We start from the raw sequence: 25,616 nt of genomic DNA, 5'->3' as shown, positions 1-25,616 counted from the left end.
GCCCATGACAAATCAAAAGTTACATACCGAACGTTTCAACTCTGTGTGGGATGCTCTGGAGGACACGCCAGCGCAAGCCGCCAATATGCGCCTACGCTCAAAGCTGCTGTTGGAGTTGTGCAACACCATTCGTAGCTGGGAGCTGTCCCAGAAGGATGCGGCGCTAAGGCTGGGTATCAGCCAGCCTCGCCTGAACGACGTACTCAACGGCAAGATCGACAAGTGTTCTCTTGATGCGTTAGTCAATCTGTCGGCCGCGGCGCAGATGAATGTGGATATCTGTTTCAACGCGCTGCCTGCGTGACGATCGTTTAGGTCGTCACGACGCTTGGGATATTGCCCAATTTTGCATTGGGCAATCGAAGGTCAGTCCAGCAGCAAGACCTTGGCCAGTACTATCTTGGGCCCTTTCATCTTCTTGATGATGATCCGCAAGCCTTCCACTTCCAGCACTTCCTCTTCTTCCGGCACGCGCTTGAGGGTGTCGTAGATCAGGCCGGCCAGGGTTTCGGCTTCGATGTGGTCCAGGTCGACGCCCAGCAGGCGTTCGACTTTGAACAACGGCGTGTCGCCACGTACCAGCAATTTGCCGGGCTGGTAGGCGAGGATGCCGCGCTCGGCCTTGCGGTGTTCATCCTGGATATCGCCCACCAGTACTTCCAGCACGTCTTCCATGGTCAGGTAGCCGATGATCTTGCCGTCGGCTTCCTCCACCAGGGCGAAGTGCGCGCCGCCTTTGCGGAACTGCTCCAGCAGTTGCGACAACGGCATGTGCCGCGAGACGCGTTCCAGCGGGCGGGTCAGTTCGGCCAGGTTGAAGGATTCGGGAATATGGTCCAGGGCGGCCAGTTCCAGCAGCAGATCCTTGATGTGCAACAGGCCCACGAACTCATTGCGCACCGCGTCATACACCGGGTACCGGCTGAATTTGTGGCGACGGAACAGCGCAAGAATCTCTTTGAGCGGGGCGTTGAAGTCCAGGGTCACCAGGTCTTCCCGGGAGTTGGCCCAGTCCACCACTTCCAGTTCGCCCATTTCCACCGCAGAGGCCAGTACGCGCATACCTTGGTCGCTCGGGTCCTGGCCACGGCTGGAGTGCAGGATCAGTTTGAGCTCTTCGCGGCTGTAATGGTGCTCATGGTGGGGGCCAGGCTCGCCTTGGCCGGCGATGCGCAGGATGGCGTTGGCGCTGGCGTTGAGCAGGTAGATGGCCGGGTACATCGCCCAGTAGAACAGGTACAGCGGCACTGCCGTCCATAGCGACAGCAGCTCGGGCTTGCGAATCGCCCAGGACTTGGGCGCCAGCTCACCGACCACGATGTGCAGGTAGGAAATCACGAAGAAGGCGGCAAAGAACGACACGCCCTTGATCACTTCCGGCGACTGCACGCCGATTGCGCCCAGCATTGGCTCGAGGATGTGCGCAAAGGCCGGTTCACCGACCCAGCCCAGGCCCAGGGACGCCAGGGTGATACCCAGCTGACAGGCCGACAGGTAGGCGTCGAGCTGGCTGTGTACGGTGCGCAGGATCTGCCCGCGCCAACCGTTCTTGTGGGCGATGGCCTCGACCCGCGTGGCGCGCAGTTTGACCATGGCAAATTCCGCCGCAACGAAGAAACCGTTGAGCAGTACCAGGATCAGTGCAAAAAGAATCATGCCGAAATCGGCGAAGAGTGTAGCGAGGGTAATGCCAGGGGAAGGGTCCATGATGGGGTTTTGCAGGTTCCGTGTGTTCAATAAGGGATGACAGGTGAGCCTGAAAGGCAGGCGCAAGTCGGCCAATGTAGCGGCTGACGGGGCGCTTGCCTAGTGCCCGCTGCCGGGCGGGGCAAGGAACCTGTTCTCCAAAAGCATACAAATCCAATGTGGGAGGGGGCTGTATTTGAGTTATTCATCATTGTCGATCACTGGCGACGCGTCACCTGCGTTGTTGGAAAATGGCAGGTAAACGTACTGCCATGCCCCAGCACGCTGCTGATTTCCAGGCGTGCCCGATGGCGCAACAACACATGCTTGACGATGGCCAGGCCGAGCCCCGTGCCGCCGGTGTTGGAGTTGCGGCTGGAGTCAACGCGGTAGAAGCGTTCGGTGAGGCGCGGCAGATGCTTGGCGTCGATGCCGATACCCGAGTCCTGCACGCTCAGGTGCGCGCCCTGTTCGTCGGCCCACCAGCGAATACGGATATTGCCCTTGTCCTGGGTGTACTTCACCGCGTTGAACACCAAATTGGAGAACGCGCTGCGTAACTCGCCCTCACTGCCCTTGAGCAGCACCGTTGGGTCGGCTTCCAGGGTGATCTGCTGGCCGCGTTCACCGGAGAGCGCCTGGGCGTCATTCTTGATGGTGTGCAGCAGGCTTTGCACTGCCACCGGGTGGTTATCCGAGGGGTAATCGGTGGCTTCAAGCTTGGCCAAAAGCAGCAAGTCGTTGAGCAGGGTCTGCATCCGCGAGCCTTGCTGCTGCATCTGCTGCAGGGCGCGGCTCCAGCGCGGGTTGATCTCGTCGACGTTGTCCAGCAGCGTCTCCAGGTAGCCGCAGATCACCGTCAGCGGTGTGCGAAGCTCGTGGGAGACGTTGGCGACGAAGTCCTTGCGCATCTGTTCAAGCTGATGGATGCGGGTCACATCACGCACCAGCATCAAGTGCTCATTGTTGCCATAGCGCGTCAGGTACAGCTGGATGCGTACGCGGTCGTTGGTGGGCGACGGGATTTCCAGGGCTTCTTCGTAGTTGTCCTGCTCGAAGTATTCCTTGAAGCGCGGGTGGCGCACCAGGTTGGTCACCGGCTGGCCGCTGTCCTGTGGCGTCTTGAGACCCAGCAGGGTTTCGGCGGCGCGGTTCCACCATTCCAGATTGCCGTCGCTGTCGAGCATGATCACGGCGTCCTTGAGCGCCGCGGTGGATTCCTGCACCCGGTCGATCACCGCTTGCAGGCGCCCGCGTACCCGTTGGTCGCGGCGTTGCAGGTGGTAGATGCTGTCGAACACCTCACCCCACAGGCCATAGCCATCGGGCGGCGCCTCGTCGGGTTTGTGCTGGCGCAGCCATTCATGCAGGCGCAGCAATTGTTTGAGGGTCCAGCCCAGGTACAACGCGATGCCGGCGGCCAGGCTCCAGCCGTAATAGCCACTGATCAGCCCGACCAGCAGGCAAGCAGTGATCAACAGAAGCATGTGGCGGATCAGGGTGCCATGCCAGTTCTGGTTCACTTAAACATGCGTCCTTGTCAGCTGTTAAGGGAGGAAGGGGCTGGCTCAGCTTTTGGTGGAAAACCGATAGCCGGTGCCGCGCACGGTTTGTACCAGATTCTCGTACGCGTCGCCCAAGGCTTTGCGCAAGCGGCGGATATGCACGTCCACGGTGCGCTCCTCCACATACACATTGCCGCCCCACACCTGGTCCAGCAATTGGCCGCGGGTGTAGGCGCGCTCTTGGTGGGTCATGAAGAATTGCAGCAATCGGTATTCGGTCGGGCCCATCTCGGCGGGCTTGCCGTCGATGGTCACGCGGTGGCTGATCGGGTCCAGAATCAGGCCGTCGACTTCGATCGGCGCTTCGCCATCGGTCGGGCCGGCACGGCGCAATACGGCTTTGAGGCGCGCCACCAGCTCCCGAGGGGAAAAAGGTTTGGTGATGTAGTCATCGGCGCCCACTTCCAGGCCCTGGATCTTGTTGTCCTCTTCACCCTTGGCGGTGAGCATGATGATTGGGATATCCCCGGTCAGTTCGTCACGCTTGAGGCGCCGGGCCAACTCGATGCCGGACGTGCCGGGCAGCATCCAGTCGAGCAGGATCAGGTCCGGCTTGCGGTCGACGATAATGGCGTGGGCCTGCTGGGAGTTTTCCGCCTCCAGGCAGTCATAGCCGGCCATTTCCAACGCAACGGCGATCATCTCGCGAATGGGCGCTTCGTCGTCAACAATCAGAATGCTCCTGCCAACCATGCTCAAAATCCTCTTGTCATTTAACTGTCTTGCGCCGCATTAGATAACGGAATTATTGCAGTCGTGTGACAGTAATTTAGTCGCTTGGGCAATTCAGGGCACTCTGGACTACCCTTTGGGTCCGAATCCTGACAACCACAAAAGGAAGGTTCCGATGACTTACAGCACGATTTCCTGGAAAGCCCTGCTGCTATCCGCAGCCTTGGCGCTGCCAGGCCTGGCGTTTGCGGCAGAGCCTGCGATGACTAAAGAAGGGATGTTGGTGGATCACAAGGGCATGACGCTCTACACCTTCGACAAGGACGCCGATGGCAAGTCAGTGTGCAAGGACCAGTGCGCGACCAACTGGCCACCGCTGAAGGCAGAATCCACCGACACCACGACCGGTGACGGTGATTGGACGGTGATCACCCGCGACGACCAGACCAGCCAGTGGGCCTACAAAGGCAAGCCGGTCTACACCTACAAGGACGACAAGAAAGCCGGTGACAAGACCGGGGATGGCAAGGGTGGCGCCTGGCACATCATCAAGCCTTAAGTCTGCGGCGCTGCTGAATCCATCGGGGGCTTGCCCCCGATGGCGTCAGTCCTGCACTACCGAACCGCGTAATCCACCACAATCCCGACAAAAATCGCCAACCCCGCCCAATGGTTATGCAAGAACGCCCTGAAGCACTTCATACGGTCCCTGTCCCGGGTGTACCAGAACTCCCAGGCAAAACAGCCCGCCGCCGCCAGCAACCCCAGTTGGAACCAACCCCCCAGTTCAAACCGCGTGCCGGCCAGCAACAGGCACACCAGCGACAGCCCTTGCAGGGTCAGGATGATCACGCGATCAGCATCACCAAACAGAATGGCGGTGGATTTCACCCCGATCTTCAAGTCGTCATCACGGTCGGTCATGGCGTAATAGGTGTCGTAGCCCACGGTCCACAACAGGTTGGCGATATACAGCAACCACGCGGTAGCGGGCAGATGGCCGGTCTCGGCGGTAAACGCCATCGGCATGCCCCAGGAAAACGCCGCGCCCAGCACTACCTGCGGGTAATAGGTGTAGCGCTTCATGAACGGGTAGCTGGCTGCCAGCGCCAGGCCGCCCAGGGATAGCAGGATAGTGCTGGCGTTGGTCAGCAGCACCAGCAGGAAGCTGATACCCATCAACACGGCAAAAAACACCAATGCCTCTTTCGAGCTGATCTTGCCGCTCACCAGTGGGCGTTGCTCGGTGCGCTTCACATGGCCATCGACCTTGCGGTCAGCCCAATCATTGATCACGCAGCCACCGGCGCGGGTCAGCACCACGCCCAACACGAAAATCACGATATTAAGCAGCGACGGCGAGCCCTTGCCGGCGATCCACAGTGCCCACAATGTCGGCCACAGCAACAGGTAGATGCCAATGGGCTTGTCCATGCGCGTCAACTGAATGAAATCCCAGGCCCTGGGGTTCAGGCGGTTCAAGGACTTGAGCAGACGTTGATACATCAGCAGTTCTCCGGATGGTCATGCAGCGCGTGCCAGAAACTCGGCAGGAAGACTTCTGCCACCAGCACGCTCAGCGCGCCGCGATCGAAGCGAGAGCGGCGCGCCCACAAACCGTCGGTCTGGTGCGCTGCCGGCAGGCATGGGCGAGGGTAATGGCACACTTCGATGGCCTGGCGGGTAAAGGCGCGGTCGCAGAACAACAGCTCCCCCAGCGAGCGACTGCCCAGCTCGTCCATGTGCAGCCCGTCGCCCTGCAAGGCACTGCGCGCCGCCACGCTGCGTGCAAACACCCACGGCTGGTCATGCCCACGCAGGTACACCTCGCGCACCCAGCCGATGCTGGCCGGGGCCAGGCCCAGGGCGGCACATTCATCGTCGCGCAATGGCTGCCAGCCTTCGAACAGCGGCGTCACGCTGAAACCGTCGTTGGACAGCCCTGTCAGCCGTCGCGTCAGCGAGCCTTCGTCAAACAGCCAGTTGAGGGTCAAGGGCGTGGGCAAGGGACTCAGAAGGCTCTGGGTCAGCCATTGGCAAGCATCGGAAGGGGCGATTGAGTGCGGCACGGTGAGTCAGTATTGGCAGCAAAAGAGGCGGCGAGCTTACCATGGCACCCTGAACTTTTGCCGCGCCAAACCGGCCGTTTGCGTCGATCGTGCTTGCATCTGCCGGCCTCGATCAGTACAAAACGCCCTGAGCCGTGCGGCAACGCTGGATCCATCGACCGCCGGCCAAAATGCCTGGACTTGAGGAAGCACGTAATGAAGAAGTGGCAATGTATCGTCTGTGGCTTGATCTACAACGAAGCGGACGGCTGGCCGGATGACGGAATAGCTCCGGGCACGCTGTGGCAAGACGTCCCGGAAGACTGGCTGTGCCCGGACTGCGGCGTGGGCAAAATGGATTTCGAAATGATCGAAATCGGCTAATTCTTAGTTTAAGACACGTACTACAAGGAGAAAGGAATGAACGCACCCGTCGTGATCATCGGCACAGGATTGGCCGGTTACAACGTAGCCCGGGAGTTTCGCAAGCTCGACAGCGAGACCCCATTGCTGCTGATCACCGCGGATGACGGGCGCTCCTACTCCAAGCCCATGCTCTCCACCGGCTTTGGCAAGAACAAGGAAGCCGATGGCCTGAGCATGGCCGAACCCGGCGCCATGGCCGAGCAGCTCAAGGCCGAAGTGCGCACCCATACACGTGTCAGCGGCATCGACGCAGGCCACAAGCGCCTGTGGATCGGCGAGGAAGCGGTGGCCTACCGCGACCTGATCCTGGCCTGGGGCGCAGAAACCGTGCGCGTACCGGTTGAAGGCGATGGGGCTGAACTGATTTTTCCGATCAACGACCTGGAAGACTACGCGCGCTTCCGCGCCGCGGCTGCCGGCAAACGTCGCGTGTTGTTGCTTGGCGCTGGCCTGATCGGCTGCGAATTTGCCAACGACCTGATCCTCGGCGGCTATGAAATCGACCTGGTCGCACCCTGTGAGCAGGTCATGCCGACCCTGCTGCACCCGGCGGCTGCCGCAGCGGTGCAAGCCGGGCTGGAAGGCATCGGCGCGCGTTTCCACCTGGGCCCGGTGCTCAATCGCCTGCAACGCACGGCTGATGGCCTTGAGGCGCACCTGTCGGACGGTGATGTGATCCACTGTGACCTGGTGGTGTCCGCCATCGGCCTGCGTCCTCGTGTAGACCTGGCCGCCGCCGCCGGCCTGCAAATCAATCGCGGGATCATGGTGGACCGTCACCTCAAGACGTCCCACGCCAACATCTACGCCCTGGGCGACTGCGCCGAGGTCGACGGCTTGAACCTGCTGTACGTGATGCCACTGATGAGCTGCGCCCGTGCCCTGGCGCAAACCTTGGCCGGCAACGCCACGGCGGTGAGCTATGGGCCTATGCCGGTCACCGTGAAAACCCCGGTCTGCCCGCTGGTGGTGTCACCTGCGCCACGGGGCACCGAAGGTGTGTGGAGCGTCGAAGGGCAGGGCGCCGACATCAAGGCCCTGTGTCGCGACGCCAGCGGCCGCCTGCTGGGATACGCGCTGACCGGCAGCGCCGTCATGGAAAAACTGGCCCTGAACAAAGAACTTCCGCCATTGCTGGCGTAAATGCCAGCCGTTCTGTCGGAATCAGCACCGTTTCGCCTGTAGAAAGGTCGCCGGGAGACTGGCGGAGCGTGCGAGGGCGTGCCATCCTCACTCCCGTCTGCCGCAGAGTAGAGCCTGCGGCGCCTTGGGCGCTGCTCCACCAGAGAGCAGCACGGACATAACAACAAAAAACCGTCAAAGAGGCTTCATTTATGCGTAAACCAGATCTCGCAGCCGCCATCGCTGAAAAAGCAGACCTCACCAAAGAGCAGGCCAACCGCGTCCTTAACGCCGTACTCGAAGAAATCACCGGCGCCCTGCACCGCAAGGACAGCGTCACCCTGGTGGGTTTCGGCACCTTCCTGCAACGCCACCGCGGCGCCCGCACCGGCAAGAACCCGCAAACCGGTGAGCCTGTGAAGATCAAGGCAAGCAACACCGTCGCGTTCAAACCGGGCAAGTCGCTCAAAGACAGCGTCAACCCGTAAGTTAAGCGGTACCGTCTCGAAGGGAGGCGGGGCGGTAAAGAAAATGGGCACGCCGACTGGGTCGGGTGCCCATTTTTGTTGGGTGCCGATACGTATGCCAGATTAAGCCAGCTCGCCTAATCGCATTTTCAGAGCGTCGATTTGTTCCTCCACGGCGTTGATAACATCGGCGCTGTCGCCCCACATATCAAGAAACCCCCATTCGTCATTGGGCGGGTCAATCAGTTGGGTCAGAATTGAAATAGCCTGCTCGATCAGGGGTTTGAGTTCTGCCAGATACTCGGCTGGCCATATATAGGGGTTGCCTAGGGTTTGTAATAGATAACAGGCAGCCCTAAAGGCGTCATAACGTTCTTCAGCGGGATTAAACTGGCTGATTTCGTTGATCAAGACCGCAAAATTTTGTTGTTTCCAGAATTCCTGAAACCAGTCCGCGGCTTCATCGTTTTCCCAAGGGTTGTAATTCCAGGCGCCCATTTTTGACTCCTTAGCCACATTTTCCGAATCGTGATGGTTTAGATTTTTCTGTTGCGACCCAGTTGGGGTTTTTGAATAGCTCACGTGTACCGGCAGGCGCTCGAAGGTTAGAGGTTTTCCCGCCGTCTACGCTCCTGCCGCCATTTCGCACAATTTCACTGGCTTCGACCTTATAGATTTCCTGGGCGGTGGCCCCGTTCATACTGTGTAACTGTACCGAGCTGATTTTGTCAGCCGGCAGTTTTCCGGAAGCGACATGCTGACTCAGTCTTGAGCCGAAGGTTTGATCAGTAGTGGAACCTACGTAGAGCTTGCCATTTTTGTCAGTAAATCGATAAACACCGACTGATTTTGCATCCGCGCCAAGCGCCTCCAGGAGCGCTGGGTTAAGTCCAAGAGGATCGATCCAAGTCAGCGGGTTCGAGGCATAAGCGTAAAGATTCAAGCCACCTGCCAGACCTATAGGGTCAGGTGTCGTAAAACGGCCAATGTCGGGGTCGTAATACCGCAAAGTATTGAAATGCAACCCGGTTTCTCGATCAAGATACTGACCCTGGAATCGCAGGTTCTGCTCCTCGATGAAGTACGCTTCGCGCACCTCTTCAAGAGGGGCGCCCCATACTTTGTAGCGCGCTTGCCAAACTATGAGCCCATCAGTCTCGGTGAGGTACTCTGGCAGTCCGTTCAGGTCATTGTGGTAATACCGCACACACTGGTGTTTCCCCGTACCGTCCACGCGAGCTAGCGGGTCATAGCTGTGATTGTCATATAGATAGAGGCTGGTCTGGCTATGCCGATGTTCCTGTAGAAGACGCAAGCCATCCCAGTCGAAGCGTGTTTCTCCCAGGCAGAGCTCATTGGCATCGTGCTCGGTTTTGCCAATACGCCGCCCAAGGGGGTCGTACACCATCCTCACAATCGTGTTCAGCGCGCCTTTCTGGCTACGCACTTCGATCAAGCGATGCTCGGCATTGTAAGTAAACCGTTGCAACCCCCGCGCCGTGCTGCTTTTCTCGATCATCCGCCCAAGGGCGTCGTACTTGTAACGTTTGTCTTGATAGGTGAGCAGGCGGTTATGCCTTACCAGACCACCTTGGGTCGGGCCGTCGAGCAAATTGGCGGCAGCATCATAGGCGTAGGTTTCGCTGTGTCCTACTTGGTGGTTGACGAGGATGCGTCCCGTACTGTCGTAGCCCAGAAGCTCTTGACGGTCAGTACGACGACGCCCGATCAGGTTATCGCTGGGGTCGTAGCAGTATTCAGTCTCAACCAACGGTGGCAACTGCCACGGTTGGTCAATACTACGGCGCTGTCGCGAGCGAACCCGTCCATTTCGATCATAGGCGGTACTCGTCTTGAGTTGGCCCTGAGTGCGCTGCACTTCGCGGTGCAAACGATCCCGCTCGAAGTCGCTGATGACCTTACCATCGAGATTCAACTGATGCAGGTGGCCACTGCCGTAGTAGAGGCGGTTCAGCCATCGTCCGTCGGGCAACCGGGTCTGAATCAGGTTGCCCAATTCGTCGTAGTGATGCTGCAAGGACCCCGCTGTGCTTTGCTCCTGCAGCAGTTGTCCCAGCGCGTCATAGCTGAAACCCAGTACCTGTTCTGCGCCGTCAAGCGCGGTGAAGGTGACGGCCACCAGTTGATCGTTCAGATCATGCTCATAAACGGTGGTGCCGTCCGCAGTGACTTTGCTGACCAGGCGCCCAATCGGATCTCGCTGAAACTGGTGTGACAACGCAGCTACCGGTTCGCCTTCCATCCCCGGCAGGTAGTCCACGGCTACGACATCATCCAGCGAATCATAGGTGTAGCAGCGCCGACTCTGGTCGAGGTCTTGCTGCTGCACCATACGGTCGGCCGCGTCCCATTCAAAGCGGTAGCTTTCTCCGTTCTCGTTTGTCAGCTTGCGAAGTCGCCCGTAGGCGTCATGATCGAACATGACCGTGCGGTTATGCGCATCCCAGCGTTGCTTGACCAGGCCGCGTACGTCATAGGCATAGCGCGTGGTGCTACCGGCCGGGTCGATATAAACCGTCAGATAACCATTGGTGCTACGTTGAAATTGCTCCACACGACCATCTGGAAGCTGGCATTCCAGCAATAGTCCCTGAGGCCCGTATCGGTAACGCACCGATTCACCTTCGGCATTGGTCTGCACTACCAGATAGCCAAACGCATCGTATTGATAACGAGTCGGATAACCCGAGCAATCCACTTCTTCGACCAGTTGGCTCCACTCGTTCCAATGCAACGTTCTGGTCTTTTCCGTGGCGTCGATGATTTGCACCGGCTGACCGAAACCGTCATAGACGTAACGCGTACGGTTTCCCAAGGGGTCGATTTCTTCGATGCAGTTGCCACGCTGGTCGTAGCGATAATGCCAACTGTTGCCTGCCGGATCGGTTTCCACTTGGGGCAATGCCCAGTGTTCCAGCCACTGCGTGCCGCGGGTTCTGGACAGCGGATCGATGACGGCGCTCAGGTTGCCGGATGCGTCATAGTTGAAACGCCACTGGCCGTTTTGCGGGTCAATCGCGCCGAGCAACTGGCGATCTTCGCTCCATTCAAACTGCCACGTATGGCCCAGGTTATCGACGTAGCGAGTGATCTGGAACTGCGGGTTCCAATGCCGCGTGCTGACCCGCATCAGGCCGTCGGTCACGCGGGTAATGCCGGCGTCCAGATCGTAATCGAAGCGGTATTCATCGCCCGCGTCGGTCCAGTGCCGGCTGACGCGCCATTCCGGGCCGTCTGGCCCTGGTACTTCAGCCCATTGGTAGAAACAGCGCAAACCACTCGGCAATTGGTGCTCGGCCATGCGCCTGCCGCTGTCGTAGGCAAAGAGTCGAAGGGTTGTGCCTTGGGCATCCAATACTTCGGCAAGATCGCCGTTGCTGTCATAGCGATAACTGACAAGTACGTCGCTGCGTGCATCGAAATGGTCCTGGCGCAGGTAACGCCGTTCGATGTGGCTCACACGCCTAGGGTGTTCAGCCGCGTAGTTCAGTTCTACATGCATCAAGTCGTGGGTGTCGCGCAGGCGATACAGTCGGCCCTGACTGTCGTAGTCGAGGAAAATCCGGCCCTCATTACGATCACCCAGCAGATGCAAGCGCATCCGCGAGCTGTTCAGCGGGTCGGGCTCGAACAGGCGATACAGGCCGTCGATGCTTTCGACCAATACCGCGCCGTCGCCACTGCGCCTGACTGCAAGGCCTTGGCCCGGATCGAACGCTCCGCCGGACAACGGGATGTAACCGATCTCCAGGCGGCGTCCTTGTTCGTCGATGTAGACCAGGTTTTCGTCTGCTTCTATCTCGATCGACACCTCATACGCGACGCTCCATCCAGCGCCAAATAGGCCGTCCCGGCGTGTGTCGAGGCTGCTGTAAAAGCGCTGCCAATCTATCGGGAGCAATCCCGGCAACGTGAAGTCCAGTTCCTCGTCCCCGCCCAGGATCTTGGCCCCCGTCGCACTGTGCACCGGATTGGGCGAGCCATTCATGGCGCCCTTGAGCGCAGAGGTGACCTTGGCGGTCCCATAAGAAATCGCTCCCCCCACCAGCGCACTTCCGATCATGCACGGCAGCTTGGTCCAGAAACACTTCACATTGCCCCGCAACGCCATCACCACGGCAATCGCCAGCCCCACCCCCGGCGTTTTCCCGCTACGAATCTCCTGCACCACAATGGTCTCGCCACCAATGCGCACATCCGGCGAAATCAGACCCTCAGCCGTTCCAATCTTGGCGTCACAGGTACTGCGATCCCCGCTGCGTGCCGCCGGCTGACCATTGATGAATACCGAACTGGAACCCTCGGCAATGAACTGCAGGGGCATGGGCGGGTGCTTGTTGCACGCCACGGTGTCCAGCGGGCAAGGCTCTGTGCCGGGCGCAGGCGAGGCGACAGTCGGGCGCCACATCTGCGAGAAAAACTCTCCGGCCATATCCAGGAAGCTTGGCGCTGGCGGCTCGCTGGGCGCGACGGGCACAGCCGTCATCTTGCCGGCGGCGCGGGCAGCCTTTTTGCCATTGATGAACACGTTGTGCGAGCCGCTGGTGATGAACGCATCGATCACCGGCGGAAACACCCAGTTGGCGGCGGACTCGCACCAACTGGATATCTTCAAGTCGGCGCCAGTGAGCCCAGCGGTGATGCCGACGACCGCGCCCACCACCAAAACCAATGCAACACCGCCTGTGGCAATGGTTGCACCGGTCGCGAGGAACACCGCTCCGGCAACGGCCAGGCAGCCCACAGTAGTGATCGCCGCATAGGCGGCCACTTCCAGCACACCGCCGAGAATATCGGCCATCACCGAGGTGTGCAGCAGTGCGTCGCCTTCGCGGGCAGCCCAAAGATCGTCACTCATCGCTCAGGCTCGACTCAGGGCGTAGCAGTAAAATTGAGCGTGTTTTTCAGCGTTGCCCAATGAGCCGCCTCGGCAGGGCCCAGGGGCTGGGTCTTGACGTAGCTCAGTGCAATCAGTTGGCGGGTGCCGGGTATCTGCATTGCCAGCTGATATTGGTAAATGTTGTCGCTGCCTTTGTTGAAACGGTTCTGTACTTCAAAGGCGTCGATGTCCTGCGTCGGACCGACCTTGACCGCTTGTGCAGGGGAATAGCGCAGATCCTTGACCTGCTGCTCGAGTTTTTTCAGCTGGCCTTCGAAATTGCTTTGCAGGCTCTCGCCGTCCGCCAACGGGCTGCGGCTCACCACTAGGGTGGTGCCCAGCTTGGCGAACTTGAGGATATTGATCGAGGTGTCCTGTACCTCGGCATCGGGCAGGGTGAATTGGGCTTCGTTGATCAGGTAATTCATGGTGAAGAAGTCTCGTTATTGACCAGCGCCGGGCTTGCCGGGGAATTTTGATTCGACGGCGGACTTGATCGTGTCTTGCACGCCCTGGGCGCCGGGCGATGTGCCCTTGTCACTGCCCAGGTTGATGTCCAGTTTGCCCTTTGTCTGGATCTTGCTGCTGCCGGTGGAAAACAGGTTGAACGAGCCGCAGGTCAGGTTGATATCCCCGCCTGCCTTGAGCTCGATCACACTGTCGCCGCACACCAGGCGAATACTCTCGCCGGCCTCGATGGTGTAGTGCGTGGCGGCGCTGTCGGACTTGGCGCCACCCACGATCACCGTGTCGTTGTTGCGCACAACCCGCAGACGATTGCTGCCGATGGTCACCGTCTCGTTATGGCCAATACTCTTGTTGCGGTCATGCCCCACCGAGTGGCTTTCATCCACCTCCACCACGATGTCCTGATTGCGCTCGGCATGGATATACAACTGCTCCAGACCCTTCTTGTCCTCCATGCGGATTTCATTGAAGTTGGCCGGCGTGCCGCCTTTGCTGGAGCGGCTTTTCATGCCGCTCTGGGTGGCGTTTTCCGGTAGGTCGTAAGGCACAGTCTGCTCGGCGTTGTACACCCGCCCGGTGATGATCGGGCGGTCCGGATCGCCTTCAAGGAAGCTGACGATCACTTCCTGGCCGATTCGTGGAATCTGCATCGAGCCCCAGTTCTTGCCGGCCCAGGATTGCGACACACGGATCCAGCACGAGCTGTTCTCGTTGGATTGGTCGTGGCGGTCCCAGTAGAAATGCACCTTCACGCGGCCGTACTGGTCGGTCCAGATTTCCTCGCCTTTGGGGCCCACCACCAATGCAGTCTGCGGGCCTTTGACGATAGGGCGATGGGTGTTGGCCAGTGGGCGGAAACTCTGTTGTGCGTCGATGCAGGTCAGGCTGCTTTCGAATTGCGCCGAACCGGAGCCGCCGCCGCTCTCCAGGCTTTCCTGGACGATGTAGTAGCGACAGCCGACGATCAGGTATTCGCGGTTCTGATCCTGACGACTGAAGCCGGTGAGGCTGAACAGGTGGCCCGACCCCAGGCCACGCGCATTGCCGGCGAACTCGATCTGCTCGTGCAGGGTTTGCAGGGCTTCGATGCGGGTACGTGCGTAGTGTTCGCCGTCGGCGCTTTGCACGTAGGTGCCGGGGTAGTCGTACAGCGGATAGTCGCCGCCGGTGTGTGGGCGCGGCATGGCCGAGCGCACGTCGATGCTCGCGCTGGGGCGTTGGAAGTCGTAGTCGTTGAGCTCCAGCGAACCCGGCTGCACCTCCTGCGCCAAGTGCCAGTTGTGCATATGGTCGCGTTCGCGTTGCTGCTCGTCCTTGGGGTAGTAGGGGATCGACCCGTAGCCCGGCACCGTGGTGTGGGCGCCATAGGCGTCGGCCAGCACCAGTACGTGGCGATCCTGTTCATGGCGAAAGAAGTAGTAGATGCCTTCTTGTTCCATCAGGCGGCTGACGAAATCGAAGCTGGTCTCGCGGTACTGCACGCAGTATTCCCACTCGCGATACGGTCGGCTCAGGGCGTCTTCGAAATCGGAAAAACCCAGGTCGCGAAACACCTGCTTGATGATCTGCGGGATGCTCAGGTTCTGGAAAATCCGGCAATCGGAGGTGCGGCTGAGCAACCACAGCCATGGGCGCAGGGTGACCTGGTAACTGGCGAACTGACCCTGGTCGATGTTCTGGCTGCAACGCGCGACGATGCCGTGAAAGTGCCGCTCGCCACCGTCCGCCAGTTGCAGGCCCACGCTCATGGGCTTGCCGAGCAACTGGTTGAGGTCGATGTTGGCGTCCAGGGACGTCAGTTGCAGCTCATAGTTGAACAGCCTTCCTAACTCTTCACCGCCGCCCATTTCGTTGAGCAACAGCACATCCGGCCCGAGAGGGCTGGTGATCTTGGCCAGGCGTGAGGCTTGGTTGAATAGCATCGGTTAACCCGTAAGTGTCGTAATAACTGAAGAAACCGAATCCAATGTGGGAGGGGGCTTGCCTGCGATAGCAATTGAACATTCAACATTGATGTTGACTGATACACCGCTATCGCAGGCAAGCCAGCTCCCACATTTTGACCGTGTCCCGTCAGGTCAATCTGCGTCGCTGAAGTCGTAGTGCAATTCATTATCCCGGCTGCTGATCCGAACCCCCGCCAGCGCCTTGCCTTCCAACATGCGCGTGAGGAACTCACGGCTCATGTCCGGCAGCAGGCTGTTGGTGAGGATAGTGTCGATCATGCGCCCACCGCTTTCGGTTTCAGTGCAGCGCGAGACGATCAAATCGACCACCGCATCGTCGTAGTCAAAGGCGACTTTGTGGGTGTTCTCCACGCGCTTCTTGATGCGGTTCAGTTGCAGGCGCGTGATCGCCTTGAGCATCTCGTCGCTCAGCGGGTAGTAGGGAATGGTCACCAAACGCCCCAGCAGCGCCGGTGGGAAAATCTCCAGCAACGGCTGGCGCAGGGCCTTGGCGATTTCTTCCGGCTCGGGAATGTTCGCCGGGTCCTTGCAGACGTGGGAGATCAGCTCGGTACCGGCGTTGGTAGTCAGCAGGATCAGGGTATTCTTGAAGTCGATCACCCGACCATCACCATCCTCCATCACGCCCTTGTCGAACACCTGGAAGAAGATCTCATGCACGTCCGGGTGAGCTTTCTCTACCTCATCCAGCAGCACCACGCTATAGGGTTTGCGCCGCACCGCTTCGGTCAGCACGCCGCCTTCGCCGTAGCCGATATAGCCCGGTGGCGCGCCCTTGAGGGTGGACACGGTGTGGGCTTCCTGGAACTCGCTCATGTTGATGGTGATGACGTTCTGCTCGCCGCCGTACATGGCTTCGGCCAGTGCCAGGGCGGTTTCGGTCTTGCCCACACCCGAGGTGCCGGCCAGCATGAACACGCCAATCGGCTTGCTCGGATTGTCGAGGCCGGCACGGGAGGTCTGGATGCGCTTGGCGATCATTTGCAGCGCGTGGTCCTGGCCGATGATGCGTTTTTTCAGATGCTGGTCGAGGTTGAGCACGGTCTCCAGTTCGTTGCGCGCCATGCGGCCCACCGGGATGCCGGTCCAGTCGGCGACCACCGAGGCCACGGCCTGGTAATCCACGGTCGGCAGGATCAGCGGGGTTTCGCCTTGCAGGGCGGTGAGGCGCTGTTGCAGGTCGATCAGTTGCGTGCGTAATTCATCGCTGCCGCTGTCCACCGCGCCGGCTTTTTCGCGCAGGGTTGCACGGGTGGCGAGCAGTTCATCCACCAGGGCTTTCTCTTCGGCCCAACGGTTTTCCAGGGTCGCCAGGCGCTCGCGCTCGGTGCTCAACAGGGCTTCGCTGTTGCTCTGGCGCGTACCAATGGCAATGCCGATGGCCTGTTCGCGGGCGATGATTTGCAGTTCGGTTTCCAGCGCTTCGATGCGGCGACGGCTGTCGTCCACTTCGGCGGGCACCGCGTGCAGGCTGATGGCGACACGGGCGCAGGCAGTGTCCAGCAGGCTAACGGACTTGTCCGGTAACTGGCGCGCCGGGATGTAGCGGTGCGACAGCTTCACCGAGGCTTCCAGGGCTTCATCGAGGATCTGCACCTGGTGGTGTTTTTCCATGGTCGAGGCCACGCCGCGCATCATCAGCAGCGCTTTGTCTTCCGACGGCTCAGCCACTTGCACCACCTGGAAGCGACGGGTCAGGGCCGGGTCTTTTTCGATGTGCTTCTTGTACTCGGCCCAGGTGGTCGCGGCCACGGTGCGCAAGGTGCCACGGGCGAGGGCGGGCTTGAGCAGGTTGGCCGCGTCACCTGTACCGGCGGCACCGCCGGCGCCCACCAGGGTATGGGCTTCGTCGATAAACAGGATGATCGGCTTGGGCGACGCCTGCACGTCTTCAATGACCTGGCGCAGGCGCTGTTCGAACTCGCCCTTCATGCTGGCGCCGGCTTGCAGCAGGCCCACGTCGAGGCTGCGCAGTTCTACATCCTTCAGGGCCGGCGGTACGTCACCGGCGACGATGCGCAGGGCGAAACCTTCGACCACGGCGGTCTTGCCCACCCCGGCCTCACCGGTGAGGATCGGGTTGTTCTGGCGCCGACGCATGAGGATGTCTACCAGTTGGCGAATCTCTTCGTCACGGCCGACGATAGGGTCGAGCTTGCCGCTGCGGGCCTGTTCGGTCAGGTCAACGGTGAAGCGCTTGAGCGCTTCCTGCTTGCCCATCGCACTCGGCGCCATCGCACCGCTGGCTTCACCCGGCACTGCTCCAGCATTGAAACCATCGCTGGCGCTCAAGGCATTTTCCGGCGAGTCGCCGACATACTCGTCAAAGCGCTCGCTCAAGGCTTCGGCCTTGATTTTGTCGAATTCGGCGGACAAGCCCAGCAGCGCGTGGCGCAGGCTCGGCGTTTTCAGAATGCCCAGCACCAGGTAACCGGTGCGCACCTGGCTTTCGCCAAACATCAGGCTGCCGTACACCCAGCCACGTTCCACCGCTTCCTCCACGTGGGAGGACAGGTCGGTGATGGAGGTCGAGCCGCGTGGCAGGCGGTCCAGGGCCTCGGTAAGGTCACGGGCCAGGCGCGCCGGTTCCAGGTTGAACTGGCGGATGATGCGGTGCAGGTCCGAGTCCTGCAATTGCAGCAACTGGTGAAACCAGTGGGCCAGCTCCACATACGGATTGCCCCGCAACTTGCAGAACACGGTGGCGGCTTCGATGGCCTTGTAGGCCACGCTGTTGAGTTTGCCGAACAGTGCGGCGCGACTGATTTCACCCATGCTCTGGATTCCTTGAGGTGGTGGCGTGGTCGGCGTAATGCCGGGCCAGGATTAGGTCGTTGGCGTCATGCGCAGGTTGGCCGAGCCAGGTATTGAAACCCAGGCGGAACTGGCCGTTGAGTTGCAGTGCCGGAACTTCGGGTTGTTGCAAAACCAGGTTCAGGTCCCAGTCCAGTTCATGGCCCAGGTACTCGGCCACCCAGGCCACCAGTTCGTTGAACGGTTGATGACCAGGCAGCATCCCCATGTAGTCGTCCAGCTTGAGTGGGCCCAGGCGAATGCGGAATTTATGCTGGCGGTCCCACACAAAGCGGCCCAGGCAAAAGTCCACGCCCAACTGGTTGGCGCTCACACCGACGCGGCTGCGCTCGGGCAATTCCAGCCATTGGCCGACGTATTCCTCGATCGCTACCGGCAGGCCGAAATACTCGCCGAGGATCGCCTTCAAACCGTCCGGGTAGCGGGTTTGCGCCGACAGGTGGCCGCTGTAGTGCAGCTTGGCGGTATCGGCAATCAACCCCTGATTGAGCAGGCTCGGCATACCCCGCCCACTCAGGGCGGCGAGGCGTGCGGACCAGTAGTCATCGTCCGGCCGGTCGTGGCTGACCGTCGGACGTGCCTCGGCCCAGGCTCGGTAGAACAGCGTCAGCAAGCGATGGTGGAACACATCCAGGAACTGCTTGCTGGTGCTGTCGGCGTTATTGCGCTGACGCTCGCGCACGTACTCGGTGATATGCAGCGGCAGCGGGCCATTGGGGCCGCCGAGGCCGAAGAAGAACTGCTCCAGCCGCGCCGGCTTGCCGTCGCCGCCGGGGTCGACCGACGCCAGCGTGGCCGGCGCGAAGGTGCAATCGGCCTGTTGCCCGAGGCGCAACGGGTCATCCGCCAGGCGCAGGGAATCGCCCAGGCGCGGCAGGTCCGGCGATTCGCACTCGATACGTCGCAGCGCCTGGAAGAAGTCATATTCCCAGGGCTCCTGATGCATCGCATCCAGGGTACTCACAGGGTCGGACGCCGTCCGGGCTTGGCTTTCCATCGCATGATCTCGCCGCGTTCGGTGGTACGGATCACCGTTTCGGTAAAACTGTTGATCGACACATAACGTGCCAGGAAGCGCTCCAACACCGCACCGAGTAGAAACACACCGGTGCCGCGAAACGCGTTCTCATCGAATTGCAGGGTGATTTCCAGGCCCCGGCCAAACACGATCGGGCCAGGCATCGGCAGGCGCCGGGTCACCGCCTTGCTGCTGACTTCGCGCAAGCCTTCGATCTGCAATTGCAGGGCGGCGTCGTTGCTGTCGCCGTACAGGCGCAATAACTCACGCAGGGCGCCGGCACCCTGGCCCTGTTCGCTCAAAGACAGGTAATTGAGCGACAGCTGGCTGATCAGGCGCCAGGCCTTGGCATCGTGGGCATGGCTGGCGCGTGGGCGGCTGGGGCCTGCGACGCAACGCACTGAAAGCACCGGGGCGCTGTCGGCCAGGGTGAAATCGGTCTTGCCATTGCCCACGCTCATGAACAGCGGCAAGTCGCGGTTGGTGCACAGCGCCGTGACGCCCAACTGGCGCAAGTCATGGCCGTAAGGCGCCTGGCGGCTGTCCACCAGGCTGACGAAGGTTTCGCTGCCCACGTAGGTGGAGCGCGGACCGTTGCGGCGCTGGTCGCTGGACAGCACGCGTGGCTCGCGGCGCACCGTGTAGTAAGCCTGGTCACGGCCATAACGCGACGGATCACGCACTGCATAGAAGGGTAAAAACGGCTGCTCCGGCCCGGTGCCGTGGCCGGTGATGCCGCTCAACGAGTGAATCTCGAAATCCATCGGCCGCGTGCGGTCGGCGATCACGTGGTGTTCGTTGACCCGGTCAGACAAGTGGATGCGGTCTACACGTTTTGGGAACAGGTTGATCGCGGGGGTGCAGAAGGGCAAAAACTGCGCTGCGCCAACGCTGCCTTCCAGGCTCGGTTCGTGGCGGTCGAACAGCACGATCAGTTCCAGCTCCTGGCCGTCGCAACGCTTGACCGCCCGGCCCAGCTCGGCGAACTCGACGAACAGGAAGCGGTGGGGCAGGGCGAAGTATTCCTGCAACAACCGGTAGCCCTGGAACGCCCGCGCCACTACCGGCATCGCCGCGTCGGCATCGTCAAACCCACGGGAGCGCAACGCGTCTTGGGGCAAACGCTCAACCCAATCGCCGCCGGGTTTGCGTGCAAACACCGCGCAGGCATTGCCCAGCAGTTGTTCGTAGAGGCGGAATGGTTGCTCGTCGGCACCACTGAGGTACAGCGGCAGGTTATCCAGCTCAAGGCTGCTGAACGGCAATTCGGCGCCGGTGCGCAAGGTCAGGCGCAACCCCGCCTTGGCTTTCGGCTCACTGGCGGCCAGGCGACCGAGCACGGCGGCGGGGTTGCCGAAGTATTCGGCGTGACTGACCTGCAAGGGCCACAGCGTCACCGGATGTGCGGTGCGGTACTCGCAGCAGGTCTGGGTTTCGCGGCCCAGGGCGGCGCGCAGTACCGTGTCGCGGGGCAGGGGGAAACCGCTGGCCAGGGAGCCTTCATCCGGGTCGGTCTGCAATTGCACTACGGTCATCGACGGGGTGGGCGCCAGGTAGTGCGGGTAGGCGATTTCCAGCAGGTTGTGGGTGAAGGTCGGGTACTCGGCGTCGAGCTTGAGCTGCACCCGGGCCGTGAGGTAGGCAAAGCCTTCAAGCAAGCGTTCGACGTAGGGGTCGGCGCAGTCCATACCGGACAGGGTCAGCCGACTGGCGATCTTCGGGTATTCCTTGGCGAACTCGGCGGCGCTTTCGCGCACGTGGTGCAGTTCCTGGTTGTACAGCTCCAGCAGGCGCGGATTCATGGGCGTCTCCGCTGGTCGGCATTGACCACGCGTACGTGGCCGGACTCCAGGTCCAGGTCGGTTTGCAGCAGCAGGCGCAACGGCACTGGCTGCGCCCACAGGTCACCTTCGATCTCGAAACTCAGGGCGTTGTGGTTCATCTCGCCATGGCCGACACGGGCTTTGACCCGCAGGGTGTGGCGCAGGATGCGTGGCTCGAAGGTGGCGATGGCCTGGTAGATCAGGGCTTCCAGGGCCTTGATGTCGACGCTGGAAACGCTGTTGCCCGCCAGTGCCGGCAGGCCGTAATTGACCACCGAGGTACCGGCCGGGGTGTGCAGCGTCGCATCGGCATCAAGTAACGAGGTGGTGTTGAGCAGCCACGCCAGGTCACGCAGTACCGAGGCTTTCAATTGGGTCAGGGATAGCACGCGTTTGTCGGCGCTTTCCTTGGGATTGGTCGGGTCGTCGTCGGTCAGCCGGTCCAGCAGGGACGGTTGCAGACGGTCGCGGGAAGCGATTTCAGTTACCACCAAAGCAGCTCCACGGACGGGTTGCGAGAGAGACAAGATGCCTGTGGCCGTGGCGCGGGGTCACGGCCACAGGGGCTATCAGCGCTTGGTGTTGGAACGGATGTTCCAGCCAAACTTGATCGCGCCGCCGTCTTTGGTGCCGTCGGCTTTCTGCGGCTGGTAGTCGACCATCACTTGGGCGAAGTTCAGGGTCACGTTCTCGGTCAGGCGATCATCGGTGCCCGAGCCGCCGGTGCTCAGGGAGGTGACCAGCACTTCTTCCAGGTTGATCACCATGTACTCGACCTGGCTTTCGCCACCGGCCTTGCGCACGGTCAGCTTGACCTTGTCGATGTGCTTGCCGCTGGCGCAGTGCATCATCAGGTTGGGCGAAGCCTTGTCGACGTACTTGGTCAGCGACAGGTCCTGGATATTCACCTTGCCCGCACCGCCGCCACCGCCAACGTGCATGTTGCCGGACTGGGCCATGCCCCAGCTCCAGTTCAATACGTCGATTTCGTCCTTGTGGGCCTTGTCCATGGACTCGCCCTTGATGTCGCCGATCTTGATGAAAATATCAACAGCCATGTTTTCTCCCTGTGTGGTCTCAGCCACGATATTGGGTTACCGCCAATGGGGCAGTGCTTTTCTGGGGGGCTGGCTTGCCTGCGATAGCATCACCGCGGTCTGGCTGGCAGACCGCGTCGCCTGCATCGCGGGCAAGCCCGGCTCCCACAGAAGAACCGGTTCAACAGTTACTTATGCGCTCTTGGCAGAAGGCAGCTTCGATACCAGTCGCAACGACACCGTCAGCCCTTCAAGCTGGTAGTGCGGGCGCAGGTAGAACTTGGAGTTGTAATACCCCGGGTTGCCTTCGACTTCTTCCACGATCACTTCGGCAGCCGCCAATGGGTGCTGGGCCTTGGTGGTTTCGGTGGAGTGCGCAGGGTCGCCGTCGACGTAGTTGAGGATCCAGTCCTGCAACCAGCGCTGCATCTCGTCCTTCTCTTTGAAGGAGCCGACCTTGTCGCGCACGATGCACTTCAAGTAGTGGGCGAAACGGCAGGTGGCGAACAGGTACGGCAGGCGCGCGGCCAGGTTGGCGTTGGCGGTGGCGTCCGGATCGTCGTATTCGGCCGGTTTCTGCAACGACTGTGCGCCGATGAACGCGGCAAAGTCGGTGTTTTTCTTGTGCAGCAGCGGCATGAAACCGTTCTTCGCCAGTTCCGCTTCACGGCGGTCGCTGATAGCGATTTCGGTCGGGCACTTCATGTCCACACCACCGTCATCGGTAGGGAAGGTGTGGGCCGGCAGGTTTTCCACTTCACCGCCAGACTCGATACCACGGATGCGCGAGCACCAGCCGTAGTGCTTGAACGAACGGTTGATGTTCACCGCCATCGCGTAGGCGGCGTTGGCCCAGGTGTACTTGGAGCTGTCGGCGCCGTCGGTGTTTTCTTCGAAGGCGAAGGCTTCCACTGGGTCGGTCTTGGCGCCATACGGCAGGCGCGCCAGGAAGCGCGGCATGGTCAGGCCGATGTAGCGCGAGTCTTCCGATTCACGCAGCGAGCGCCAGCCGGCGTATTCCGGGGTGGTGAAAATCTTGGTCAGGTCGCGTGGGTTCGACAGTTCCTGCCAGGAGCCCATGCCCATCACGGTTGGCGATGCGGCCGCGATGAACGGAGAGTGCATGGCGGCGCAGACTTTCGACAGCTCGCCCAGCAGTTCCACGTCGGGTGGCGACTGGTCGAAGTAGTAATCGCCCACCAGGCAGCCGTAGGGTTCGCCGCCGAACTGGCCGTATTCTTCTTCGTACATCTTCTTGAAGATCGGGCTCTGGTCCCACGCGGTGCCCTTGAATTTCTTCAGGGTCTTGTGCAGCTCCGGCTTGGAAATGTTGAGCACGCGAATCTTCAGTTGCTCATCGCTCTCGGTGTTGTTGACCAGATAGTGCAGGCCACGCCAGGCGCTTTCCAACTGTTGGAAATCCTGGTGGTGGATGATCTGGTTGACTTGGGCGGTGAGCTTGGCGTCGATGGCGGCGATGATCGATTCGATCGACTTGATCGCATCGTTGGACACCAAGTCGGTTTGCGCCAGGGCTTGTTCAGCCAGGGTGCGCACCGCGGTTTCCACGGCTTCGCGGGCACGCTCGGTCTTGGGTTTGAATTCTTGCAGCAGCAGGTTGGCGAACTCGCTGGCTTCTTCGGTGGCACCCAGGATCTGGCTGCCTTCGCGGGCGGTATTGTCAGTCATGATTACTGCTCCCCTGCAGGCTTGGGCGCGCTGGCAAGTGCCTGAAGCAGTGCCGGGTCCTTGATCGCCTTCATGATGATTTCTTCAGCGCCGGTCTTGCCGTCCATGTAGGTCAGCAGGTTGGCCAACTGAGTGCGGGCTTCGAGCAACTGGTTCAGCGAGTCAACCTTGCGCGCCACGGCGGCCGGGCTGAAGTCGTCCATGCTTTCGAAGGTGATATCCAGGCTCAGGTTGCCTTCGCCGGTCAGCTCGTTGGGTACGTGGAACGCCACGCGTGGCTGCATGGCCTTGAGGCGTGAGTCGAAGTTGTCGACGTCCACTTCAAGGAACTTGCGGTCGGCCACGGGTGCCAGCGGCTCGGCGGGCTTGCCGGCGAGGTCGGCCATCACACCCATTACGAAGGGCAGCTGGACCTTTTTCTCGGCGCCGTAGAGCTCGACGTCGTACTCGATCTGCACTCGAGGCGCACGGTTGCGCGCGATGAATTTCTGAGAACTTTGCTTCGCCACGTTGCTGCTCCTGGTCGCTTGAGCGACGGTGTTGTTACTGCACGGTCCGGCGGCTTACTCGCTGTCCGGGCCGCGCAGGTTTTCAAATTGGGACATGCCGTCGGGAATCAGATTGCGCACGATGGCCGCGAAGTCGGCGTGCACCAGATTTTTCGCTCGGTTCAACAACACCGGCAGCGGGCTCGAAGGCTCGTGTCGGGTGTAGTACGCAAGGATCTTGTCGAGGCTGCGCAACACGTCATCGCGGGTAGCGATGTCGCCCGTCGGGCGCGGGGCTACGGGTGCGGCGGGTGCGGCGGCGAAATCGACCGAGGGGGCATTGTCTTCACTGACGGCCTCGGGTTCGCTGCTGCTGTCGGTGCCGGGCACCGCTTGATTGAGTATTTGCAGGGCCTGCTTGAGCGGCTGCTTCAAGGCGCTGAGGTCCACGCCCTGGGCGGAACCGACCTGGTCATTGACCTGTTGCTCGATGGCTTCGCAGGCCGTACGCGCTGCGATCAACGCGTCGCGGGTGGCTTGCAGCAGCTCGGGGTCGCTGTCGAGGAATGCAGCGTTGAGCTGCTGGTTGCCCAGTTGCTCGTCGGCAAAACTCTGCAGGCCACTGGCGTTGAGCGCGGCGCGCAGGCTCACGGGCCCGAAGGTGCGTGAGCGTGTCAGGATGCTTTCGCGCAACAGGCGAATATTGGTGTCGCAGGTCAGGCCGGTCAGGGCGTTGATGCGCACGGTGGGGTCGTTGTCGTCGTCGGCATCCAGGCGCGGATGCACGTCGGCCCAGTATTCGCGCAGCAAGGCGTTGATCAGGACAAGGACTTCAGCCAGCCCGGCCACGCCCTGCAAGGCGAGGGAACTTTGCAGCAGGAAATGAGTGATGCGCAGGTCTTTGCTGCGCTGCAACAGGTCGAGGCTCTGCTGCTGGATGCTGCGCCACTCCGGCGGCTCGGCGGGCAGGATCGAGTCGCCCATGCTGCGCTCGGGCTGGCCCTTGGCATCACGTTCCAATTGCAGAAATTGCGCGTCATATTCCATGTCTTCGCCACAGGGCGAAGTTGCAGAAACGGCGGTGAGCAGCAACGGCACATCCACTGAGTTCGATCTCCTTATCAGCCCGCTGGAAGGCGGGCAACGCATGCATTAGTTGCGCAATGAACTGTGCATGTTTTCTTGGTCATACAATCAGAGTGCCACTACTGCGCCATCACTGATGTTCAAGAAGTTGTGCATTTTTGGTGTAGTAGTTATGCCTTGTCAAGGTAAGCTATTCGCCCTCTGTGACAGATGTGCGGTGTTTAACAACCTGTGCGACTGGCGGGTCGAAAGGCGCGCCCATGGAGGATTTTTGTCATGCAAGCCAGTTAAGATCAGCGATCATGCTGGTAAAAGCAGATTTTGGCGGTCGTTTTCGCGA

22 protein-coding genes are annotated in these 25,616 nt (G+C 60.7%); 5 read left to right on the top strand and 17 right to left on the bottom strand.

Annotated elements, in window-relative coordinates; translation table 11 throughout:
- Positions 1 to 4: 4 nt before the first annotated feature.
- Complete coding sequence (locus tag J1G33_RS05375; protein ID WP_005792529.1) at positions 5 to 304, top strand: XRE family transcriptional regulator; 300 nt, start codon at positions 5 to 7, stop codon at positions 302 to 304.
- Positions 305 to 366: 62 nt separating this feature from the next.
- Here the strand turns inward: J1G33_RS05375 and J1G33_RS05370 are convergent, their stop codons facing one another.
- The 3 genes from J1G33_RS05370 to phoB form a co-directional block, all read right to left on the bottom strand.
- A complete protein-coding gene (locus J1G33_RS05370) occupies positions 367 to 1,707 on the bottom strand; it encodes a hemolysin family protein (RefSeq protein WP_005792528.1) in 1,341 nt (446 codons plus the stop codon).
- A 197-nt stretch (positions 1,708 to 1,904) separates the two neighbouring features.
- Positions 1,905 to 3,173, bottom strand: a complete 1,269-nt coding sequence (gene phoR / locus J1G33_RS05365; RefSeq protein ID WP_262416742.1) for a phosphate regulon sensor histidine kinase PhoR — start codon at positions 3,171 to 3,173, stop codon at positions 1,905 to 1,907.
- Between the two features lie 81 nt (positions 3,174 to 3,254).
- Positions 3,255 to 3,944, bottom strand: a complete 690-nt coding sequence (phoB, locus tag J1G33_RS05360) for a phosphate regulon transcriptional regulator PhoB (protein ID WP_005792526.1) — start codon at positions 3,942 to 3,944, stop codon at positions 3,255 to 3,257.
- A 154-nt stretch (positions 3,945 to 4,098) separates the two neighbouring features.
- Between phoB and J1G33_RS05355 the strand changes: the two genes are divergently transcribed.
- Positions 4,099 to 4,482 (top strand): hypothetical protein, encoded by a 384-nt coding sequence (locus J1G33_RS05355; protein ID WP_078822653.1) that lies wholly within the window; start codon positions 4,099 to 4,101, stop codon positions 4,480 to 4,482.
- A 56-nt stretch (positions 4,483 to 4,538) separates the two neighbouring features.
- Here the strand turns inward: J1G33_RS05355 and ubiA are convergent, their stop codons facing one another.
- Together ubiA and J1G33_RS05345 are read right to left on the bottom strand one after the other, a co-directional pair.
- Entirely contained in the window at positions 4,539 to 5,429 is an 891-nt protein-coding gene (gene ubiA / locus J1G33_RS05350; protein ID WP_148853784.1) for a 4-hydroxybenzoate octaprenyltransferase, read from the bottom strand.
- Positions 5,429 to 5,992 carry a chorismate lyase gene (locus tag J1G33_RS05345; protein WP_223017787.1) on the bottom strand — a complete coding sequence of 188 codons (564 nt, stop codon included), beginning with the start codon at positions 5,990 to 5,992 and terminating at the stop codon, positions 5,429 to 5,431. Before J1G33_RS05345 ends, ubiA begins: the two co-directional genes overlap by 1 nt.
- A 195-nt stretch (positions 5,993 to 6,187) precedes the next feature.
- Between J1G33_RS05345 and J1G33_RS05340 the strand changes: the two genes are divergently transcribed.
- The 3 genes from J1G33_RS05340 (at position 6,188) to J1G33_RS05330 (ending at position 8,007) form a co-directional block, all read left to right on the top strand.
- Positions 6,188 to 6,355, top strand: coding sequence for a rubredoxin (locus tag J1G33_RS05340; RefSeq protein WP_002555879.1), 168 nt, complete (start codon positions 6,188 to 6,190; stop codon positions 6,353 to 6,355).
- Between the two features lie 36 nt (positions 6,356 to 6,391).
- Complete coding sequence (locus tag J1G33_RS05335) at positions 6,392 to 7,540, top strand: FAD-dependent oxidoreductase (RefSeq protein ID WP_223017786.1); 1,149 nt, start codon at positions 6,392 to 6,394, stop codon at positions 7,538 to 7,540.
- Positions 7,541 to 7,731: 191 nt separating this feature from the next.
- Positions 7,732 to 8,007 (top strand): HU family DNA-binding protein, encoded by a 276-nt coding sequence (locus tag J1G33_RS05330; RefSeq protein WP_003195589.1) that lies wholly within the window; start codon positions 7,732 to 7,734, stop codon positions 8,005 to 8,007.
- A 102-nt stretch (positions 8,008 to 8,109) separates the two neighbouring features.
- Here the strand turns inward: J1G33_RS05330 and J1G33_RS05325 are convergent, their stop codons facing one another.
- From J1G33_RS05325 to tssA, 12 genes are all read right to left on the bottom strand, one after another.
- Positions 8,110 to 8,484: a DUF4259 domain-containing protein gene (locus tag J1G33_RS05325; RefSeq protein WP_032878687.1), complete on the bottom strand. Its 375-nt coding sequence runs from the start codon at positions 8,482 to 8,484 to the stop codon at positions 8,110 to 8,112.
- A 10-nt stretch (positions 8,485 to 8,494) separates the two neighbouring features.
- Positions 8,495 to 12,865: an RHS repeat-associated core domain-containing protein gene (locus J1G33_RS05320; RefSeq protein WP_223017785.1), complete on the bottom strand. Its 4,371-nt coding sequence runs from the start codon at positions 12,863 to 12,865 to the stop codon at positions 8,495 to 8,497.
- 14 nt (positions 12,866 to 12,879) lie between these two features.
- The gene (locus tag J1G33_RS05315; protein ID WP_032878688.1) at positions 12,880 to 13,314 is read right to left on the bottom strand and encodes a DcrB-related protein; all 435 of its coding nucleotides are present in this window, start codon (positions 13,312 to 13,314) and stop codon (positions 12,880 to 12,882) included.
- A 15-nt stretch (positions 13,315 to 13,329) separates the two neighbouring features.
- Entirely contained in the window at positions 13,330 to 15,276 is a 1,947-nt protein-coding gene (locus J1G33_RS05310; protein WP_032878689.1) for a type VI secretion system Vgr family protein, read from the bottom strand.
- A 156-nt stretch (positions 15,277 to 15,432) separates the two neighbouring features.
- Complete coding sequence (gene tssH, locus J1G33_RS05305; protein WP_223017784.1) at positions 15,433 to 18,096, bottom strand: type VI secretion system ATPase TssH; 2,664 nt, start codon at positions 18,094 to 18,096, stop codon at positions 15,433 to 15,435.
- Positions 18,089 to 19,132 (bottom strand): type VI secretion system baseplate subunit TssG, encoded by a 1,044-nt coding sequence (gene tssG, locus J1G33_RS05300; protein WP_223017783.1) that lies wholly within the window; start codon positions 19,130 to 19,132, stop codon positions 18,089 to 18,091. Before tssG ends, tssH begins: the two co-directional genes overlap by 8 nt.
- Positions 19,096 to 20,955 (bottom strand): type VI secretion system baseplate subunit TssF, encoded by a 1,860-nt coding sequence (gene tssF / locus J1G33_RS05295; protein WP_148853787.1) that lies wholly within the window; start codon positions 20,953 to 20,955, stop codon positions 19,096 to 19,098. The genes tssG and tssF overlap by 37 nt, the downstream gene beginning before the upstream one ends.
- Entirely contained in the window at positions 20,952 to 21,467 is a 516-nt protein-coding gene (gene tssE / locus J1G33_RS05290) for a type VI secretion system baseplate subunit TssE (RefSeq protein WP_005792513.1), read from the bottom strand. The genes tssF and tssE overlap by 4 nt, the downstream gene beginning before the upstream one ends.
- Positions 21,468 to 21,545: 78 nt before the next feature.
- On the bottom strand, positions 21,546 to 22,034 hold the full coding sequence (locus J1G33_RS05285) for a type VI secretion system tube protein Hcp (RefSeq protein ID WP_005792512.1): 489 nt from the start codon (positions 22,032 to 22,034) through the stop codon (positions 21,546 to 21,548).
- A 171-nt stretch (positions 22,035 to 22,205) separates the two neighbouring features.
- Positions 22,206 to 23,702: a type VI secretion system contractile sheath large subunit gene (tssC, locus tag J1G33_RS05280; protein WP_005792511.1), complete on the bottom strand. Its 1,497-nt coding sequence runs from the start codon at positions 23,700 to 23,702 to the stop codon at positions 22,206 to 22,208.
- Positions 23,703 to 23,704: 2 nt separating this feature from the next.
- Complete coding sequence (gene tssB / locus J1G33_RS05275; protein WP_003195557.1) at positions 23,705 to 24,211, bottom strand: type VI secretion system contractile sheath small subunit; 507 nt, start codon at positions 24,209 to 24,211, stop codon at positions 23,705 to 23,707.
- Between the two features lie 54 nt (positions 24,212 to 24,265).
- A complete protein-coding gene (tssA, locus tag J1G33_RS05270; protein ID WP_223017782.1) occupies positions 24,266 to 25,294 on the bottom strand; it encodes a type VI secretion system protein TssA in 1,029 nt (342 codons plus the stop codon).
- Between the last annotated feature and the right edge of the window lie 322 nt (positions 25,295 to 25,616).

It is taken from the genome of Pseudomonas sp. P867 (assembly GCF_019891455.1).
In the GTDB taxonomy this organism is placed as follows: Bacteria; Pseudomonadota; Gammaproteobacteria; order Pseudomonadales; family Pseudomonadaceae; genus Aquipseudomonas; species Aquipseudomonas synxantha_A.
The sequence above is the reverse complement of the archived record's forward strand: the minus strand, read 5'-3'. Positions and strand labels throughout refer to the sequence as shown.

Coding starts and splice junctions, on each gene's coding strand:
- tssC (WP_005792511.1), bottom strand. CDS start 23,702: ATGACTGACAATACCGCCCGCGAAGGCAGCCAGATCCTGGGTGCCACC.
- J1G33_RS05285 (WP_005792512.1), bottom strand. CDS start 22,034: ATGGCTGTTGATATTTTCATCAAGATCGGCGACATCAAGGGCGAGTCC.
- J1G33_RS05310 (WP_032878689.1), bottom strand. CDS start 15,276: ATGCTATTCAACCAAGCCTCACGCCTGGCCAAGATCACCAGCCCTCTC.
- J1G33_RS05325 (WP_032878687.1), bottom strand. CDS start 8,484: ATGGGCGCCTGGAATTACAACCCTTGGGAAAACGATGAAGCCGCGGAC.
- J1G33_RS05370 (WP_005792528.1), bottom strand. CDS start 1,707: ATGGACCCTTCCCCTGGCATTACCCTCGCTACACTCTTCGCCGATTTC.
- tssF (WP_148853787.1), bottom strand. CDS start 20,955: ATGAATCCGCGCCTGCTGGAGCTGTACAACCAGGAACTGCACCACGTG.
- J1G33_RS05320 (WP_223017785.1), bottom strand. CDS start 12,865: ATGAGTGACGATCTTTGGGCTGCCCGCGAAGGCGACGCACTGCTGCAC.
- tssH (WP_223017784.1), bottom strand. CDS start 18,096: ATGGGTGAAATCAGTCGCGCCGCACTGTTCGGCAAACTCAACAGCGTG.
- phoR (WP_262416742.1), bottom strand. CDS start 3,173: ATGCTTCTGTTGATCACTGCTTGCCTGCTGGTCGGGCTGATCAGTGGC.
- ubiA (WP_148853784.1), bottom strand. CDS start 5,429: ATGTATCAACGTCTGCTCAAGTCCTTGAACCGCCTGAACCCCAGGGCC.
- J1G33_RS05315 (WP_032878688.1), bottom strand. CDS start 13,314: ATGAATTACCTGATCAACGAAGCCCAATTCACCCTGCCCGATGCCGAG.
- J1G33_RS05330 (WP_003195589.1), top strand. CDS start 7,732: ATGCGTAAACCAGATCTCGCAGCCGCCATCGCTGAAAAAGCAGACCTC.
- J1G33_RS05355 (WP_078822653.1), top strand. CDS start 4,099: ATGACTTACAGCACGATTTCCTGGAAAGCCCTGCTGCTATCCGCAGCC.
- phoB (WP_005792526.1), bottom strand. CDS start 3,944: ATGGTTGGCAGGAGCATTCTGATTGTTGACGACGAAGCGCCCATTCGC.
- J1G33_RS05335 (WP_223017786.1), top strand. CDS start 6,392: ATGAACGCACCCGTCGTGATCATCGGCACAGGATTGGCCGGTTACAAC.
- tssG (WP_223017783.1), bottom strand. CDS start 19,132: ATGGAAAGCCAAGCCCGGACGGCGTCCGACCCTGTGAGTACCCTGGAT.
- J1G33_RS05340 (WP_002555879.1), top strand. CDS start 6,188: ATGAAGAAGTGGCAATGTATCGTCTGTGGCTTGATCTACAACGAAGCG.
- J1G33_RS05375 (WP_005792529.1), top strand. CDS start 5: ATGACAAATCAAAAGTTACATACCGAACGTTTCAACTCTGTGTGGGAT.